This window comes from Ruegeria sp. E8, from assembly GCF_056533985.1.
The window spans coordinates 36489-54761 of sequence record NZ_JBQFOY010000006.1 but is presented as its reverse complement, the minus strand read 5'-3'; the positions used below and the strand labels follow the sequence as shown (position 1 = coordinate 54761).

The window sequence follows — 18273 nt, the reverse complement described above, 5'->3', positions numbered from 1 at the left end:
ACATCCCCATGTCCGATGAGATCAAGAACAAGGCTGTTCAGGCCGAAACTTTGGTACAGGAAGTCACTGCCGTTGCTCTGCCAGAGCCGCAGGCCGAAGTCGTGTCGCTGGAAGAGGCCGACGAACCCGTCAGCGCCGAGATCCGCAAGCGGATGGACGAGATCGACATGGGCAACACCAATTCGATTGTGGCCTTCGGCTCATCTGCACAGGCAGAGTTGCAGGAAATCAGCCAGGCCATGCTGGCCGATGTGCGCAATAAGGATGTGGGCCCCGCCGGGGACAGCCTGCGTAATATTGTGACCACGATCCGGGGCTTTTCGGTCAGTGAACTTGATGTGCGCCGCGAGCGCAGCTGGTGGGAGAAGCTGCTGGGCAAGGCCGCGCCGTTTGCAAAATTCACCGCACAGTTTGAAGATGTGCAAGGTCAGATTGACAAGATCACGGATGATTTGTTGGGGCACGAGCATACGCTGCTCAAAGACATCAAGTCGCTGGATTTGCTGTATGAAAAGACGCTGGGATTCTATGATGAGCTGGCGCTGTATATCGCGGCGGGTGAGGAAAAGCTGACCGAGTTGGACAGCCATGACATCCCGGAAAAAGAAGCCGCGGTTCAGGCAGCGCCCGAAGAAGAACAGGTGATGAAAGCGCAGGAATTGCGTGATTTGCGCGCCGCGCGTGATGATCTGGAACGCCGGGTCCATGACCTGAAGCTGACCCGTCAGGTCACCATGCAGTCGCTGCCCTCGATCCGCTTGGTTCAGGAAAACGACAAATCGCTGGTGACCAAGATTAACTCGACGCTGGTGAATACGGTCCCCCTTTGGGAAACCCAACTGGCGCAGGCTGTCACCATCCAGCGCAGCGCCGAGGCTGCCGCCGCCGTCCGCGACGCCAACGACCTGACAAACGAGCTTCTGACCTCGAACGCGGCCAACCTGCGCCAGTCGAACAAGATGATCCGCGAAGAGATGGAGCGGGGCGTGTTTGACATTGAAGCGGTCAAGCAGGCCAATGCCGATCTGATTGGCACCATCAACGAAAGCCTTGCCATTGCCGATGAAGGCAAGGCCAAACGCGCCGCAGCTGAGGTTGAATTGCAGAAGATGGAAACCGAACTGCGCGACACTTTGGCGGCTGCCAAGGCACGCCGCGACGGAACCGGCGACAATGCCGGTACGGCGGTACCCGGCTAAGGGTGGGTTCGGCGTGCGGGCCTTCGGTTTTCTGAAACTGACACTTGGGGTGGCATCGTTTCTGGCGCTGGCCAATTGCGATGAGACCCTGACGTCTTCCATCGTGCCGCAGCCTCGCCCAACTACTGCACCGGCGGCGGCCAACGCCTATGTGCCGCCGTCTGCGGCCAGTCAGGATCTGGCGCGCTTTTATCAGCGGGTTGAACGGGACTTGCTGGTCCGGGGGCTTTTGCGCACCGATGGCGGTGGTCCGGACACCCCATATGACGCTGACGATCTGGCGCGGAATTTCGAAGCGATCGCGTTCTACAGCGAATATCCGACTCAAAGCGTCTCGATTGGTTCGCGCCAGACGGACGGACAGCTCAGCCGATGGTCCGGACCTGTGCGCATTCAGTCAGAGTTCGGCCCGTCTGTGCTTCCCTCGACTCGGGAAACGGATGCCGCTCAGGTTCAGGCCTTTGCCACCCGGCTGGCAAAGCTGACGGATCATCCGATTTCCGTGGTCTCCCGCAACGCCAATTTCCATGTTTTCTTCGCGGGCAAGGACGACAGCGCATATGTCGTGTCGCGCCTGAAACAGCTTATTCCGAATATCAGTCAGGACTCGCTGAATCTGGTCGCCAACCCACGGGCCAGTTTCGATTGTTTGGTGTTCGCTTCGGCGACCAGCAGCTCGCCCTACAGATATGTGCGAGCCGTTTCGCTGATCCGGGCCGAGCTGACCGATTTGGTCCGCCAAAGCTGCATCCACGAGGAAATCGCGCAAGGTTTGGGGTTGTCCAATGACAGCCCCGCGGCGCGCCCTTCAATCTTCAACGACGACGACGAGTTTGCCTTGCTGACCAGCCATGACGAAAAACTGCTGACAATGCTCTATGATGATCGGCTGGAGCCCGGCGTGACAGTCGATGAGGCCCGCCCCGTTGTACGTATCATTGCTCGCGAATTGATGGGGCAGCCGCTCTGACCCCAAGGACAGGAGAACCCAAATGGGAATTTTCGATTTTCTGACCGGTGAATTCATTGATGTCATCCATTGGGTGGATGACACCCGTGACACCATGGTCTGGCGGTTTGAACGCGAAGGTCACGAGATCAAGTACGGTGCCAAGCTGACCGTGCGCGAAGGACAGGCGGCGGTGTTTGTGCACGAAGGCCAACTGGCGGATGTGTTCACGCCGGGGCTTTACATGCTTGAGACCAACAACATGCCGATCCTGACAACGTTGCAGCATTGGGATCACGGCTTTCAGTCTCCGTTCAAATCCGAAGTCTATTTCGTCAACACGACCCGGTTCAACGACCTGAAATGGGGCACCAAGAACCCGATCATGCTGCGTGATCCGGAATTTGGTCCGACCCGTATCCGGGCTTATGGCACCTACACCGTTCGGGTGAAGGACCCGGCCAAGTTTCTGGTTGAAATCGTCGGAACAGATGGCGAATTCACCATGGATGAAATCAGCTTTCAAGTGCGCAACATCATCGTGCAGGAGTTCAGCCGTGTTATCTCAGGCTCGGGTATTCCGGTGCTGGACATGGCCGCAAATACTGCCGATCTGGGCAAATTGATCGCAGCCGAAGTTTCCCCGGTGCTGGACAGCTATGGGCTGGAGATGCCGGAATTCTACATCGAGAACATCTCGCTTCCGCCTGCGGTCGAAGCGGCTCTGGACAAGCGGACTTCGATGGGGCTGGCCGGAGATCTGGGCAAATTCACGCAGTATTCCGCCGCCGAGGCGATGACCGCTGCGGCCAACAATCCCGGACAAGGCGGTGGCATGGGCGCCGGTCTTGGCATGGGCATGGGCATGGCAATGGCGCAACAGATGTCGAACATGGCAGCGGGCCAGCCGAGCGGACCGTGGGGATCGCCAGCCCCCGCTGCCCCGCAACCGGCAGCCCATGCGGCACCGCCGCCTCCCCCGGTTGAGCATGTCTGGCATATCGCGGTGGATGGACAGACCAGCGGGCCGTTTTCCAAGGCCAAGATGGGCCGCATGGCGAGCGAGGGTGATCTGAAGCGGGAAACCTATGTCTGGACCGCGGGTCAGGATGGCTGGAAGAAAGCGGGCGATGTGCAGGAACTGGCGCAGCTGTTCACGATCCTGCCGCCACCGCCACCCGGAAGTTGATCAACCCCGGAAAGACGCATCGCAGTTGAATCGTAAACGTGGAAGCGTGACATAAATGAATGACACCTTGCCTCCGAAACCGGAACAGGAGCACCGCTTTCCCTGCAACCAATGCGGTGCGGATTACCGTTTCGATCCGGGCGACGGCACCCTGACCTGTGATCATTGCGGAAACTCGGAACCCATAGGCGCTGGCCCATGGGGCGGCGCAAGCCTGCGGGAACTGGATTTCGATACAGCCATAGCGGATCGACTGCCGGATAGTGAGATTGAGGAAACCCGCGTCCTGTCCTGCCCGAACTGCGCGGCGCAGGTTGAATTCGATCCCAACACGCATGCTGCGGAATGCCCGTTCTGCGCCACACCGGTTGTGACCGACACCGGAGTGAACCGACATATCAAACCGAAAGGGGTCTTGCCCTTTGCGCTGGATGAGCGCGCAGCCCACAATGCGATGAGCGATTGGCTGGGGGGGCTGTGGTTCGCCCCGAACGGGCTGAAGGACTATGCCCGCAAGGGACGCAAGATGCAGGGTATCTATGTGCCCTACTGGACCTTCGATGCCGACACCAAGTCTGTCTATCGTGGCGAGCGCGGCGTGGTCTACTATGAAACCCGCACCGTTATGCGGGACGGCAAGCGGGTTCAGCAACAGGTACCGAAAGTCCGTTGGACACCCAAATCCGGTCGGGTTGCCCGATTCTTTGACGACGTTCTGGTGCTTGCCTCAAGATCGCTGCCCAAAGCCTACACCGATGCTCTGGAACCTTGGGATTTACCCGCACTGGAGCCCTATCAGCCAGAATACCTCGCCGGGTTTCGCGCCGAGGCCTATACGGTTGAACTGAAGGAAGGCTACACCGAGGCCCGCGCCCATATGGCACGTGTGATCGAGCGGGACGTGCGTTTTGATATCGGTGGCGACCGGCAACGCATCCATGCTGTGGACACGGACGTGCGCGATGTCACATTCAAACATATCCTGCTGCCGGTTTGGATGGCCGCCTACAAATACCGTGGCCAGACCTATCGGTTTGTCGTGAATGGCCGGACCGGTCGGGTTCAGGGGGAACGCCCCTGGTCTGCAATCAAGATCACGATCGCGGTTGTGCTGGGCCTGCTGGTCGCTGCGGGCGTCGGATACCTGATGGCGACCGGACAGCAATAGCACCTCTTGTACATTGCACATGGCACGGTCATCCTCGAGCTCGCAACTTTGGAGACGAGGTCCCTGTGTCGTTTGCCGAACTGAATATACTGCTAGAGAAACGTCATTCCTGCCGGGCCTTTCTGCCTGATCCTGTGCCGCAAGAGCAGATCGAACAAATCGTGGCCAGCGCCGCCCGGGTTCCGAGCTGGTGCAATGCGCAGCCTTGGCAATTGGTGATCACCAGCGGTGACGAAACGAACAGGTTCCGCGACGCGTTACTGAATGAGGTGGAAACGGGCACTCCAGCACCCGATCTTCCCTTTCCCACGTCTTACTCTGGCGTCTATCAGGATCGCCGCCGTGCCTGTGGTTGGTCGCTATATAGTGCCGTCGGCGTTGAGCGGGGAGATCGCACAGCGTCGGCGCGGCAAATGATGCAGAACTATGCCCTGTTTGGCGCGCCGCATTGCGCCATTGTCTCAAGCCCGGCAGAGCTTGGATCTTATGGTGCGATGGATTGTGGCGGCTTTGTCACGGCCTTTACGCTAGCTGCTCAGGCGTTGGGCGTGGCGACAATCCCTCAGGCGGCCTTGGCGGCATACAGCCCTTTTTTACATAGATACTTTCAAATTCCGGAAGACCGCCTGATCCTGTGTGCAATTTCCTTCGGCTATTCAGATACGAACCACCCCGCAAATAACTTTCGCACAGACCGCGCGGCATTGGGTGACTTTGTGGACTGGCGCGGCTAAACGGTCGTTCAGGCAGGCATAACGTTGGGGGAGGAACCAAGTGCGCGCATTGCTGCAAAGGGTGTCACAGGCCAAAGTGTCGGTTGACGGCACCGTCATTGGAACATCCGGTCCGGGGCTGATGATCCTTGTCTGCGCCATGCAGGGCGATACCGAGGTACAGGCCAGAAAGCTGGCCGAAAAGACCGCTAAATTGCGGATTTTCAAGGACGAAGCGGGCAAGATGAACCGCTCGCTTCTGGATATCGAAGGGTCCGCCCTGGTGGTCAGCCAGTTTACGTTGGCGGCGGATACTACAAGCGGCAATCGACCTGGATTCTCGAACGCGGCCCCACCTGAACTGGGTGAGCAGCTATACGAGGTGTTCGCAAATCACCTCGCGGCACAGGGCATCGCGGTGGAAACCGGGCAGTTTGGAGCAGACATGGCGGTCGAGCTTGTAAATGATGGGCCGATTACGATCTGGGTGGAGAATTGATGAATATTGAAAAACAGGCGGTCGAGCTATGGCAGGCCGGCGTTGACGCCGTTGGGGGATTCCAAGCCACAGAAGCCGCATTGCCGGGCGTCCCGAAACCCGACCGTATTTTGGCCGTGGGCAAACCAGCCGCCGCCATGGCGCGGGCAGCATTGGCGCATTTCGGCCCGGTCCCGACACTTGTTGTCACCAAAGATGACCATGGCCGAGATTTGCCGGATGGGGTCGAGGTGATCGAAGCGTCTCACCCCGTACCGGACGACCGCAGCCTTGCAGGTGGGCGGGCATTGCGCCTGGCGATCGAGCAGATGGAGCCCGGTTCACATGTGCTCCTGCTGGTTTCAGGCGGCGCGTCGTCTTTGGCTGAGGACCTTATTCCCGGAAAAACGCTCGGTGACCTTGAGGCCTTGAACCGCAAGCTGCTGTCCGAAGGGTTGGACATCCGCGCAATGAATGCCGAACGTCGCGAGCTGTCGCGCATCAAAGGCGGCGGACTGTTGTCCCATTTTGCCGGAGCACGCGCGACGGTTCTGGCGATTTCGGATGTGCCCGGAGATGATCTGAACGTCATAGGCTCGGGAATCGGTGCTTTGCCAGACAGTTACTCTTTCTCAGCAACCACTCGCATCGTGGCCTCGAACGCACATGCCCGCAATGCCGCCGCCAAATCTGCGGAAACAAAGGGATTGCAGGTTTTGACCAATGATGAGGCCTTGCACGACGACTTTCTGCAGGTCGCGGCACATCTTGGGCCGATGCTGCGCGGGATGGACAAGGGCGTTATGGTCTTTGGCGGGGAACCAACTGTGGTGTTGCCGGAGGAACCCGGGCGTGGGGGCAGGAACCAGGCCCTGGCGCTTGCTTTGGCCAAAGAGATTTCCGGTCAGGACGATCTGGTGGTGGTGGTTGGCGGTACCGACGGAACAGACGGTCCGACAAATGCTGCAGGTGGAATCATTACCGGTGCAACCTGGGATGAAGGTGCGGATTCTGCCCTGCGCAATGCGGATAGCGGGACTTTTCTGGAAACGGCCGATGCCCTGCTGACGACCGGGCCGACCGGCACCAATGTCATGGACCTGATTGTCGCGATACGTGGATGAATTGACGCAAATTACACCGCCTGAACCTGTAAAGGCCCGGAAACTGACTGGTAATGCAGACCGTATCTGGGCATCCTCACAGCAAAGCCGCGCTTCGGACAAGATCAGAGAAGGGTTTCACCTTCGAAAATGAGGAGGAATCTCCTTGCCCGGTTCGCTGAAATGCGCCAACGTTGACTCATCCGTCAACAAAAAAGTCCTTCAAGGGGCTGGAAACACTCAACAGGGAGAACACTCAATGAATGAACAACTCACTCACATGGCCGGTCAGGTCACTGCAGGTAAATTGACCCGCCGCGAGTTCATGGGGAAAGCCGCAGCTCTGGGTGTATCGGCAGCTATGGCCAGCACCATGTTTGCCGATGCAGCACGCGCTGCGGGCCCCAAAAAGGGCGGTGATCTTAAGATCGGCTCTGTCGGCGGCGAATCGACGAACTCGCTCGACCCGGCATCATATGCGAGCCAGGTGCCCGCGCTGAACGGACGCCAGTTTGGGGATACGCTGGTTGTGGTCGCACCGGACGGCACGATTGAATCGCGCCTGGCCGAAAGTGTCGAAGCCAGTGCAGATGCCAAGGTCTGGAACTTCAAAATCCGTCCGGGTGTCGAATTCCACAACGGCAAAACGCTGACCAGCGAAGACGTGCTGAAAACGATGCAGCGCCACTCGAACGAGGATTCGAAGTCGGGTGCCCTCGGCATCATGAAAGAAATCGAGTCCATGAAGGCCGATGGTGACGTGTTCTCGGTCACACTGAACAATCCCAATGCTGACCTGCCCTTCCTCATGGCCGACTATCACCTGATTATCCAGCCAGACGGCGGCATGGAAGATCCGGGTGCTGGCATTGGTACTGGCCCCTACAAGATGGAAGTTAACGAACCGGGTGTGCGTCACGTCTACACCAAGTTCGACAACTACTGGGCCGACGACGGCCATTTCGACAGCGTCGAGATCCTTGCCATCAACGATTCCACCGCACGAACCGCTGCACTGCAGTCCGGTCAGGTGCACCTGATCAATCGGGTCGAACCCAAGGTTGCCGGTCTGCTGAGCCGCGCGCCGGGTCTGACCGTTCAACCGACCACGGGTCGTGGGCACTATGTCTTCATCATGCATGTCGACACGGCACCCTACGACAATCTCGACCTGCGTCTGGCGCTGAAATACGCGATCAACCGTGAGGAACTGGTCGAGAAGATCCTGCAGGGCTATGGCAGCGTCGGGAATGATATCCCGATCAACGCCGCTTATCCGCTGTTCGACGACACGATCCCGCAGCGGCCTTTCGACCTCGAAAAGGCGGCCGAGCACTACAAGAAGTCCGGCCATGACGGATCGCCCATCGTTCTGCGCACCTCCGAGGTTGCCTTCCCGGGTGCCGTGGACGCCGCCCAGCTGTTCCAGCAAAGCGCCGCATCGGCGGGCATTCCGCTGGTCATCGAGCGCGAACCGGGCGACGGTTACTGGTCAGAAGTCTGGAACGTTCAGCCCTTCTGCGCGTCCTACTGGACCGGGCGCCCGGTGCAGGATCAGATGTACTCCACGGCTTATCTGTCGACCGCCGACTGGAACGACACCCGTTGGAAACGGCCGGAATTCGACGACATGCTGAATCAGGCCAAGGGTGAGCTCGACACGGCGAAGCGCAAGGAACTCTATTCGCAAATGGGCCGTCTGGTGAACGAAGAGGGTGGTCTGATCTGCCCGATGTTCAACCAATTCATCGACGGTGTCAGCGATCAGCTGGCTGGTTGGGAACCCGATCCGTACGACGAACTGATGGGTGGCCAAGCGTCGCGCAAAATGTGGTTCGCCTGATAAGGGCCACGGATCATGCATCCTATCATCAAACTGGTTTTCCAGCGCCTTGCGCTGGGAATCCTGCTTCTCTTCGGTGCATCGGCTCTGATTTTCGGCCTCACCGAAGCCTTGCCCGGGGACGCTGCGCAAGCGGTCCTGGGCCAATCCGCAACCCCTGAATCCCTGGCGAACCTACGCGAAGAAATGGGCCTCAACCGGCCTGCCCTGACCCGATATTTTGAGTGGCTGGGTGGTATTTTACAAGGCGACCTCGGTCAGTCACTGACCAACAAGCTCGACATCGCAGAAAGCATCGGAAAACGGCTGGGCAACACCCTGTTTCTGGCCTGCGTGGCCGCTATTGTATCCGTTCCACTTGCCATTTTTCTTGGCCTTGTGGCCGTCCGCTTCCGCAATCGCTGGCCCGACAAGCTGATCTCGGCCATCACCCTTACAACGGTTTCCATCCCGGAATTCCTGATTGGCTATGTGGTGATCTATTTTATCTCGGTCAAGCTGGGCTGGTTTTCCTCGCTCGCCATGATCAACGATTCGATGTCTTTCGGCGATAAGCTCTATGCGATTGCGCTGCCTGCCTTCGTGCTGACATTGGTGGTTCTGGCGCAGATGATGCGGATGACCCGCGCTGCGATCCTGAACCTGATGCAATCGGCTTATATCGAAACGGCGGAACTGAAGGGCCTGACCAACTTTCAGGTTATCGCGCGTCATGCCTTTCCCAACGCGATTTCACCCATCGTCAACGTCGTGATGCTGAACCTGGCCTATCTGGTTGTGGGCGTCGTCGTTGTCGAGGTTGTGTTCGTCTATCCCGGCATGGGGCAGTATCTGGTGGACTCGGTGACCAAACGTGACGTGCCGGTCGTGCTGGCCTGCGGCGTCGTCTTTGCCGCCGTCTATATCGGGCTGAACATGGTTGCCGATATCGTGTCGATCCTTGCCAACCCAAGACTGAGGCATCCGAAATGATGAAGAATGTTCCTGTTTCGGCCATGATCGGGCTGTTCTTCACCGGGCTGTACTTTTTCGTAGCCTTTACCGCTCCTCTGATCGCCCCCTACGGCATGGCCGAAGTGGTCGGCGACGTGTGGGAGCCATCCAGCGCCGAGCATCTGCTGGGCACCGACAATATCGGGCGTGATCTGCTGACGCGCATGATCTATGGCGGGCGGACGACGATCTTCATCGCCGCCGCAGCCACGATCCTCAGCTTTGTCACCGGCACCTCGTTGGGTTTGCTGGCGGCGGTGCTGGGCGGATGGGCTGATCAGGTCCTCAGCCGTGCAGTTGACCTGATCATGTCGATCCCCACGCTGATCCTTGCGCTCGTCATCCTCGCGATTGTTCCGGTGACCATTCCGATCCTGATCCTGGTGATGGGACTGCTGGACGCCACACGCCCCTATCGCCTGTCGCGATCCGTTGCCGTGGACATCAACGTGATGGACTATGTCGAAGCCGCCAAGCTGCGCGGTGAGGGTCGGACCTGGATCATCTTCCGGGAAATCCTGCCCAACGCCCTGTCACCGCTGGTGGCCGAGTTCGGGCTGCGGTTCATCTTCATGGTCCTGTTCATCTCGACCCTGTCTTTCCTGGGTCTGGGCGTTCAGCCGCCGCTGGCCGACTGGGGGGGCATCGTGAAGGAAAACAAGGACGGCATCGTCTATGGTATCGGCGCGGCGCTGTATCCCGCTGTGGCCATCGCGACGCTGGCGATTTCGGTCAACCTCGTGGCTGACTGGGTCCTGAACCGCACCACATCGCTGAAAGGAGGCCGGGGATGAGTGATACCCTTCTCAAGGTCCGCGACCTCAAGATCGGCGCGACCGTCTATCCGCCGGGTGAGAAACCCCATGACATCGAAATCGTGCACGGGGTCAGCTTTGACCTCGAACGCGGCAAGGTGCTGGGGCTGATCGGAGAATCCGGGGCCGGTAAATCCACCATCGGTCTGGCCTCGATGGCCTATGGCCGGGGTGGCGTTGAAATCACCGGTGGCGAGGTCTGGGTAAACGGGCGCGATATCCTCAAGACATCGCTTGGCGATATCCGCAAGCTGCGCGGGGGTGAGGTCACGTATGTGTCCCAATCCGCCGCTGCGTCCTTTAACCCGGCCAAGAAGATCATGGATCAGGTGGTCGAGGCGGCGGTCGAGCAGAAAAAGTTCAGCCGTAAAGAGGCCGAGGGCCGCGCACGTGAGCTGTTCGCCAAGCTGGGTCTGCCCGATCCGGACAACATCGGTGACCGCTATCCGCACCAGGTTTCGGGCGGTCAGCTGCAACGCTGCATGACTGCGCTGGCCTTGTGCCCCGAGCCTGATCTGGTGGTATTCGACGAACCCACCACGGCGCTGGATGTGACGACACAGATCGACGTTCTGATGGCGATCAAGGAAGCCATCGCGGATACCGGCGTTGCCGCGCTGTATATCACGCATGACCTCGCCGTTGTGGCTCAGGTCAGCGATGAAATCATGGTTCTGCGTATGGGGAACACGGTCGAATACGGCACCACCGATCAGATCATCAACAACCCGCAGGAGGACTATACCAAGGCTCTGGTCTCGGTGCGGTCGATCGAACACGAGGAAAAGCAGCCCACACCGGAACCGGTGCTCAGCGTCGATGGGATCACCGCACGCTACAAGGGGCTGAATTTCGACGTGCTGCACAACGTCAATGTCGAGCTTCATCCGGGGCAAACCTTGGCGGTGGTTGGTGAATCCGGCTCGGGCAAATCTACGCTGGCGCGAGTGATCACCGGCCTGTTGCCGCCGCGCGATGGCGAGATCACCTTTGCCGGGCGCAAGCTTTCGCCCGACCTCAAGGGTCGCACCCGTGAGGACCTGCGCGAGCTACAGATGATCTACCAGATGGCTGATGTGGCAATGAACCCACGTCAGACCGTGGGCACGATCATCGGTCGCCCGTTGGAGTTCTACTTCAACATGCGCGGATCCGAAAAGCGCAAGCGGGTCATTGAGCTGTTGGATGAGATCGAGTTGGGCGAGAAGTTCATGGATCGCTATCCGGCGGAACTCTCGGGTGGTCAGAAACAACGCGTCTGTATCGCGCGGTCTCTGGCGGCCAAGCCCAAGATGATCATCTGTGACGAGGTCACCTCGGCGCTCGATCCCTTGGTTGCGGACGGCATTCTGAAGCTGCTGCTGGACCTGCAGAAGATCGAGGATGTGGCCTATCTGTTCATCACCCACGATCTGGCGACGGTCCGTGCGATCAGCGACAGCATCGCGGTGATGTATCAGGGCCGCGTTGCGCGTTATGGGCCGAAAAGCCAGGTGCTGAGCCCGCCGTTCGACGATTATACCGACCTGCTGCTCAGCTCGGTGCCGGAAATGCATCTGGGCTGGCTGGAAGAGGTTGTCGCCCATCGCAAGATGGAAAGCGCCGGGAACTGATCCGGTTTGTGACAGCTCGATGAAGAATTGAAATCCCGGCACATTGTCTGATGACAGGTGTCGGGATTTTGCTATTGGGGGCGCAAAATGACGGCCTTCTGGTTGCTATTCTCCTAGGGTCGACTGAACGAAAAGTCTCTGGAAGGGCCTCGACATGGACCGCAAGCTTCTCCTCATCATTCTGGACGGCGTCCCCTATCGCAACTTTCGCCGACTGTTCGGCAATCTCGAAGGTTGGGTCGACAGCGGCGAGGCGCGGGTCTGGAAATTGCGCGCCGTTCTGCCGTCGACATCGGCCAGTTGCTATGCGTCGATCCACACCGGTGTAACGCCGCAAGAACATGGCTGCACCGGAAATGGCAACGTGTTCCGGCTGAGCCATAAGGATGTCTTCAGTCAGGTGCGTGAGGCCGGCGGCGTGACCGGGGCCGTCACGCACAGCTACTGGTCCCAGTTCTTCAACCGGCACCCGTTCGATTACGTCCGGGACATCGAGTATGACGAACCCGAGAGCCAGACCATCAACCATGGCCGTTTCCACAGCATGACAGGCTACGGCAAAGACAATCAGATGACGCCGTCCGATGTGGATCTGTATGGGACACTCACCAATCTGTGCCTGCGCTTCGGGTTGGACTATGGCATCCTGCACACCTGCACCTTGGACAGCATGGGGCACCGTTTCTTCCATGATTGCGAAGAAATGGATCATGCCTGCTTTGTCGCCGACGAGATGCTGGCCCCATTTATTCCCCGCTGGCGTCAGCTGGGATATGACGTGATCGTCACGGCCGATCACGGTCAGGACGAGCGGGGCCACCACGGTGGTCGTGGCCCGTTACAACAGGAAACAGCGCTGTATTACTTCGGCGATGCAGAAGGGCCTGACGCAGAGACTGTCATCAACCAGTTGCAATTGGCTCCGACGATCCTGAGCCAAATGGGTGCCCCGATTGCAGAGACAATGAAGGCCGAGCCATTCCTTAGGTAAGAACGCAATTACGCCAGGTTTGAACGCGGCACCTTTGCCGCGTTGGTCCCATGCCTCAAGGATAACTTCACCAGACATTTAGCTGCAAGCTCACTTGGGACGCAGAAGGTCGAATGCCGCCGTCAAACAGGTCGGCTAGTCATAGGCCCAGATCCCCTGCCCCAGCGCTTCGATTGCAACTGATATCCGTTCAAAACTGTCGGCAGCCCGTTTCACCGAAGTCCGAGCACGCAGATAGCCGTGGACGAGGCCGGGCTCGTTGATCCAGTGGGCTTGACCGCCCGCTGCGATCACCCGCCCACAATAGACCTGCCCGTCATCCCGCAATGGGTCACAGTCAGCAGTCACAACCACGGTTGGGGGGAGGTTCGAAAAGTCACTGTCCTGCAAAGGCGCATAGGTCGGATCACCCTCGGGCTGATCGCCCGCGCATCGGACGGTTTCGTAGAACTTGATTTCGTCCAGCGTCAGCAAAGGAGCCTGGGCGTGTTCAAGATAGGACCCCTGAGTACGGTCCCCGCCGAGGCCCGGGTAGATCAGCACTTGCCCGAGGATGCCGTCCAAACGTCCGCGCGCGTGATGGGATACAGCAGCAGCCAGATTGCCACCGGCACTGTCACCGGCCAGGATCAGCGGGTCACCAAATTCTCCCATTGCCCAGTTCACAGCCGTCCAACAATCATCGAACTGCGCAGGATGCACATGTTCCGGGCACAGCCGGTAGTCCACGGCAACCACACGATACCCGGTCTGGACGCAAAATTCGGCGCAGACGTCATCATGGCTGTCGAGACCACCAACGACAAAACCGCCACCATGGAAATAGACGACGGTTCGGGTCGGTTGTCCGGCAGAGTAGACACGGACCGGAACGCCATCTGCCGTCCGGTCCTCGGTTTCCACGCCGGGTGGGCGCGATTGGCGAAAGTCCTGACACAGGGTGTCATAAACCCGGCGCTGGTCTTCGATGGACAGGTCTACTGCGTCATCAGGATAGCTTTCAGCCGTGCGACGTATGAACGCCCAGGTTTCCTCGTCGATCAGGCGTTCATAGTCCATTTTCCCTCCGGCTTACTCAGACCACTCCCACGGCCGGGTATATGCCCCCAGCACTTTCGAGACATCGTCATCCGAAGAACCGTTCGCGTCAAGCTGCGCGACAAGACCGCGCTTTTTGTCGTCGATCACCGAAACGACCCGTGCTGCAACACCCGCCGCCTCAAGCGCACCGTTGTAGATGCGGGTGATGGCCTGCTTGCGCAGATCGGGCTTGAAGACTTTGCCCACCGCAGTTTTCGGCAGTTCGGCCAGAATGGTCATGTGTTTGGGCTGCGCCGCGCGTTCATGCACGTGAACTTTGCAATACTCCATCAATTCCTGCTCAGTGACCGAGGCGCCATCGACCAGCTCGACAAAGGCACAGGGCACTTCACCGGAATGCGCGTCCGGCTGACCGATAGCCCCGGCAAAAGCGACGGCTTCATGGCCCAGCAATGCCTCTTCGATCTCGGCCGGGTCAATGTTGTGGCCGCCGCGAATGATCAGGTCTTTGGCGCGACCGGTGATCCACAGATAGCCATCTTCGTCGAACCGTCCCAGATCGCCCGTACGCAGGTATTTGTCGTAGTGGTACAGGTTCACGTTCTTGTCGGCCTCGGTATAGGTGTTGCCTGCATAGACACCCGGGTTCGAAATGCAGATTTCACCGATTTGGTCCGTACCGCATTCGGTTGGCCCATCCGGCCCGTCCTGAAGGATTTTGACGTCCGTATAGGGGAACGGAATGCCGATTGAACCGATCTTCTTTTCACCGTCCACTGGGTTGCACGAGACCAGGCAGGTGGCCTCGGTCAGGCCATAGCCTTCGACAATTGTGACGCCGGTTGCCTCTTCAAAACGACGGAACAGTTCCACCGGCAACGGGGCCGAGCCCGAGAAGGCCGTTTTTACGGAAGAGATATCCGCATCCACCGGGCGCTGCATCTTGGCTGAGATGGCGGTCGGAACGGTGATGATGAACGAAACTTTCCAGCGCTCGATCAGCTTCCAGAAATTGTCGAAAACACCGTCGCCGCGATACCCCTGCGGCGTGGGGAAGATCACATGTGCGCCGGACGATACAGCCGCCATCACGATCACATGCACCGCAAAAACGTGGAACATCGGCAGCGGGCACATGATGACGTCGTTTTCGTCAAACAGCAGCGTGTTGCCCAGCCAGCCATTGTAGATCAGGCCCGAGTATTTGTGCTGCGCCACCTTGGGCATACCGGTCGTACCGCCAGTGTGGAAATAGCACGCGACACGGTCTTCCTTGCTGTCTTCAAACGTCAGCGTCGTAGGCTGCTTGGCCAGTTCAGTGTGGAAGTTCTTGTAATCCGCATGGGCGAGCTTTGCCTTGTCGCCCATCTTGGGGCGCAGCAACGGCACAAGCCACGATTTGGGCGGTGTCAGATAGCGGTTCAGATCAATTTCCAGAATGGTGCTGACCTTAGGCGCGTGGCGCACCGCCTCTTCAACCTTCTGGGCGACGTCTGTCTTCGGGAAGGATTTCAAAGTCACCACAACCTTGGCCTCGGTCTCGCGCAGGATCGCCGCAATCTGTTCCGGCTCAAGCAGAGGGTTAATAGGGTTCACAATCCCCGCAACCGCACCGCCCATCATGGTGACCAGTGTTTCGTTACAATTGGGCAGCACATAGGCGACCACGTCGTTTTCACCAACGCCAAGCGAGCGGAACAGGTTCGCAGCCTGATTGACCTGTGACAGAAGTTGCGACCATGTCAGGGTCTCGGCCTTGTCATTCGGACCCGAGAACAGTTGGAAGCTCATGGCGTTGTGGTTGGGGAACTTCCCCGCGGTGCGCGACAAGAGCTGATGGAAGGTGACGGGCAGGTCCCGATCCTCCCACGGCATTTCCTGTTCCATGCGCGTTTTGTCTTCCAATCCCACAAAGGCCATGTGGTTCCTCCCGTATAGTCTCCCGCGTTTTGCGCGGGCTTGTTGTTCGCAACCAAGATGGAAGCAAAACAATCCCCGCGCAAGCGAGGGCTTAGCCTTCAAAGGGGGTAAAATGTAGAATGACGCTACGGCGAATTCGCAAATGCCCGAGCGTCACACTTATTCAGCGGCAACACCGTCGGTGAACTGCAATCGTGCAAGGCGTGCGTAAAGCCCATCCTGAGACACCAGATCATCATGGCTGCCTTGCGCCACGATGCGCCCTTCTTCAAGTACAACGATACGATCGGCTTTCTTCACGGTGGCCAGCCTGTGCGCGACGATCAGGGTCGTGCGCCCGGCCCGCATCTGGTCCACCGCCCCTTGCACCGCGCGTTCGCTTTCCGCATCCAGGGCAGAGGTCGCCTCGTCCAGCAACAGCACCGGCGCGTCACGCAAGATGGCCCGAGCGATGGCGATACGTTGCTTCTGTCCACCGGACAGCATGACACCACGTTCGCCGACGAAGCTGTCATATCCCTCGGGCAGCGCAGCAATGAAATCATGCGCAGCAGCGGCGCGGGCGGCTGCTTCGACTTCGGCGTCAGTTGCATCCAGACGACCAAAGCGGATGTTTTCCCGGGCCGAGGCGGCAAAGATCACCGGGTCCTGAGGCACCAAAGACATGTACATACGGAAATCCGACCGATCCAGTTCCCGCAGGTCATGACCATCCAGCGTGACCCGACCCGACTTGGGGTCATAGAACCTTTGGATCAATTGAATGATGGTCGTCTTGCCCGCACCTGACGGTCCGACGAAGGCAACCGTCTCACCGGGATTTACGTGAAGCGACAGGTGATCCAGCGCAACCGCATCGGGGCGCGCTGGATAGCGGAAGCTGACATCCTCAAACCTGATTTCGCCGCGAATGTCCTTGGGCAGCGTCGTGGGTTTGGCCGGGTCGATCACCGTGTCTTCGGCGTTCAGCAATTCGACCAGACGTTCGGTGGCCCCGGCTGCGCGCTGCAGTTCGCTCCAGATCTCGGACAGGGCTGCAACCGACCCTGCCATGATGATCGAATAGATCACGAACTGAATGAGAACACCTTCGGTCATCACTCCGTTGCGAACATCGTTTGCGCCCATCCACAGGACCCCAACGATGCCGGAGAACACCAGAAAGATCACGATGACCGTCAGCACCGCGCGGGTCTGAATACGGCGCAGCGAGACCACATATGAGGTTTCGGTCATCTCTCCGAATTGCTTGCGGCTTTCCTGTTCATGGGTAAAGGCCTGTACGGTCTGAACGGCGCCCAAAGCTTCACCCGCGTTTCCGGACGACGCTGCGATCCAATCCTGATTCTCGCGGCTGATGACGCGCAGGCGGCGCCCCAGAACCAGAATCGGCACCACGACAATCGGGATCAGCAACAGAACCAGACCTGTCAGCTTGGCCGAGGTCAGCAGCATCAGAACCAATCCGCCGACAAACATCAGCATGTTGCGCAGCGCGATGGACACGGACGAGCCAAGAACCGATTGGATCAGCGTCGTGTCCGTGGTGATCCGGCTCAGAACTTCGCCGGTCATGATGCGCTCGTAAAACTCCGGGCTCATGCCAATGACACGGTCAAACACCGCCTTGCGGATATCGGCCACCACCCTCTCACCCAGACGGGTGACCAGCGCGTAGCGAATACCGGTGCCCACGGCCAGAACGGCGGCAATGCCAAGTGCCGCCAGAAAGTACCAATCCAGCAGTTCGCCATCCTGAATGCGGAAGTTGTCGACAACACGCCGGACCGCCAATGGCAGCGTCAAAGTCATGCTTGCGGTCAGAATCAACGCCAGCGTCGCCCCGATCATCAAAACCTTATACGGCTTCATGAATGGCCAGAGTGAACGCAGTACGCCAATTTTCTTGGAACCGGCGCGCTCTTCGGTGGCTCCGGGGGCTGCGGCATGTGCTGGTTTGTTGGCGGGTCGTCTTGCCATCTCGGGCCCTTGTGTCCTGATCGGTACTAAGTGACCGCTTTCTTGGCTGTAGCGGCAGTATTGGTCAAGCACCACACCCGAGATCGGCAGCCTGACAGGGCCATTTGACGCAGAATTTCAGGAAGAGATTGGAGCGGGTAGACGGAATCGAACCGACATAGCCTGCTTGGAAGGCAGGGGCTTTACCATTAAGCTATACCCGCAAATGGTCTGCGTTGGGTACGTCATGCACCCGGGCGCGTCAAGCAGGAAGTGGCAAATTTTGTACCACCATTTTC

Annotated in this window: 15 protein-coding genes and 1 tRNA gene; 12 read left to right on the top strand and 4 right to left on the bottom strand. The window is 58.8% G+C overall.

From position 1 onward, the window contains the following. Positions 1-8 precede the first annotated feature (8 nt). From ACR0LF_RS10030 to ACR0LF_RS09975, 12 genes are all read left to right on the top strand, one after another. Entirely contained in the window at positions 9-1199 is a 1191-nt protein-coding gene (locus ACR0LF_RS10030; RefSeq protein WP_480578203.1) for a toxic anion resistance protein, read from the top strand. Then, entirely contained in the window at positions 1174-2169 is a 996-nt protein-coding gene (locus ACR0LF_RS10025) for a DUF2927 domain-containing protein (protein ID WP_480578200.1), read from the top strand. Before ACR0LF_RS10030 ends, ACR0LF_RS10025 begins: the two co-directional genes overlap by 26 nt. Positions 2170-2191: 22 nt before the next feature. Next, positions 2192-3337, top strand: coding sequence for an SPFH domain-containing protein (locus ACR0LF_RS10020; RefSeq protein WP_480578197.1), 1146 nt, complete (start codon positions 2192-2194; stop codon positions 3335-3337). Between the two features lie 55 nt (positions 3338-3392). Further along, positions 3393-4505, top strand: coding sequence for a TFIIB-type zinc finger domain-containing protein (locus ACR0LF_RS10015; protein ID WP_480578194.1), 1113 nt, complete (start codon positions 3393-3395; stop codon positions 4503-4505). Between the two features lie 65 nt (positions 4506-4570). Then, entirely contained in the window at positions 4571-5239 is a 669-nt protein-coding gene (locus ACR0LF_RS10010) for a nitroreductase (protein WP_480578191.1), read from the top strand. Positions 5240-5279: 40 nt separating this feature from the next. Further along, on the top strand, positions 5280-5717 hold the full coding sequence (dtd, locus tag ACR0LF_RS10005; protein ID WP_480578189.1) for a D-aminoacyl-tRNA deacylase: 438 nt from the start codon (positions 5280-5282) through the stop codon (positions 5715-5717). Beyond that, complete coding sequence (locus ACR0LF_RS10000) at positions 5717-6820, top strand: glycerate kinase type-2 family protein (protein ID WP_480578186.1); 1104 nt, start codon at positions 5717-5719, stop codon at positions 6818-6820. The genes dtd and ACR0LF_RS10000 overlap by 1 nt, the downstream gene beginning before the upstream one ends. A 238-nt stretch (positions 6821-7058) precedes the next feature. Beyond that, entirely contained in the window at positions 7059-8642 is a 1584-nt protein-coding gene (locus tag ACR0LF_RS09995; RefSeq protein ID WP_480578183.1) for an ABC transporter substrate-binding protein, read from the top strand. Positions 8643-8657: 15 nt separating this feature from the next. Further along, the gene (locus ACR0LF_RS09990) at positions 8658-9614 is read left to right on the top strand and encodes an ABC transporter permease (RefSeq protein WP_480578179.1); all 957 of its coding nucleotides are present in this window, start codon (positions 8658-8660) and stop codon (positions 9612-9614) included. Beyond that, on the top strand, positions 9614-10429 hold the full coding sequence (locus ACR0LF_RS09985) for an ABC transporter permease (protein WP_480578666.1): 816 nt from the start codon (positions 9614-9616) through the stop codon (positions 10427-10429). The genes ACR0LF_RS09990 and ACR0LF_RS09985 overlap by 1 nt, the downstream gene beginning before the upstream one ends. Beyond that, on the top strand, positions 10426-12063 hold the full coding sequence (locus ACR0LF_RS09980; RefSeq protein ID WP_480578176.1) for an ABC transporter ATP-binding protein: 1638 nt from the start codon (positions 10426-10428) through the stop codon (positions 12061-12063). The genes ACR0LF_RS09985 and ACR0LF_RS09980 overlap by 4 nt, the downstream gene beginning before the upstream one ends. A gap of 154 nt (positions 12064-12217) precedes the next feature. Next, the gene (locus ACR0LF_RS09975; RefSeq protein ID WP_480578173.1) at positions 12218-13054 is read left to right on the top strand and encodes an alkaline phosphatase family protein; all 837 of its coding nucleotides are present in this window, start codon (positions 12218-12220) and stop codon (positions 13052-13054) included. Between the two features lie 135 nt (positions 13055-13189). Here ACR0LF_RS09975 and ACR0LF_RS09970 read toward each other — a convergent pair whose 3' ends face one another. The 4 genes from ACR0LF_RS09970 to ACR0LF_RS09955 all read right to left on the bottom strand — a co-directional run bounded on the left by ACR0LF_RS09970 (position 13190) and on the right by ACR0LF_RS09955 (position 18198). Then, on the bottom strand, positions 13190-14113 hold the full coding sequence (locus tag ACR0LF_RS09970; protein WP_480578170.1) for an alpha/beta hydrolase: 924 nt from the start codon (positions 14111-14113) through the stop codon (positions 13190-13192). Positions 14114-14125: 12 nt separating this feature from the next. After that, a complete protein-coding gene (locus ACR0LF_RS09965) occupies positions 14126-16015 on the bottom strand; it encodes an acyl-CoA synthetase (protein WP_480578167.1) in 1890 nt (629 codons plus the stop codon). 159 nt (positions 16016-16174) lie between these two features. Then, entirely contained in the window at positions 16175-17995 is a 1821-nt protein-coding gene (locus ACR0LF_RS09960; RefSeq protein WP_480578164.1) for an ABC transporter transmembrane domain-containing protein, read from the bottom strand. A gap of 129 nt (positions 17996-18124) precedes the next feature. Beyond that, positions 18125-18198: transfer RNA gene (locus ACR0LF_RS09955), tRNA-Gly, on the bottom strand. Between the last annotated feature and the right edge of the window lie 75 nt (positions 18199-18273).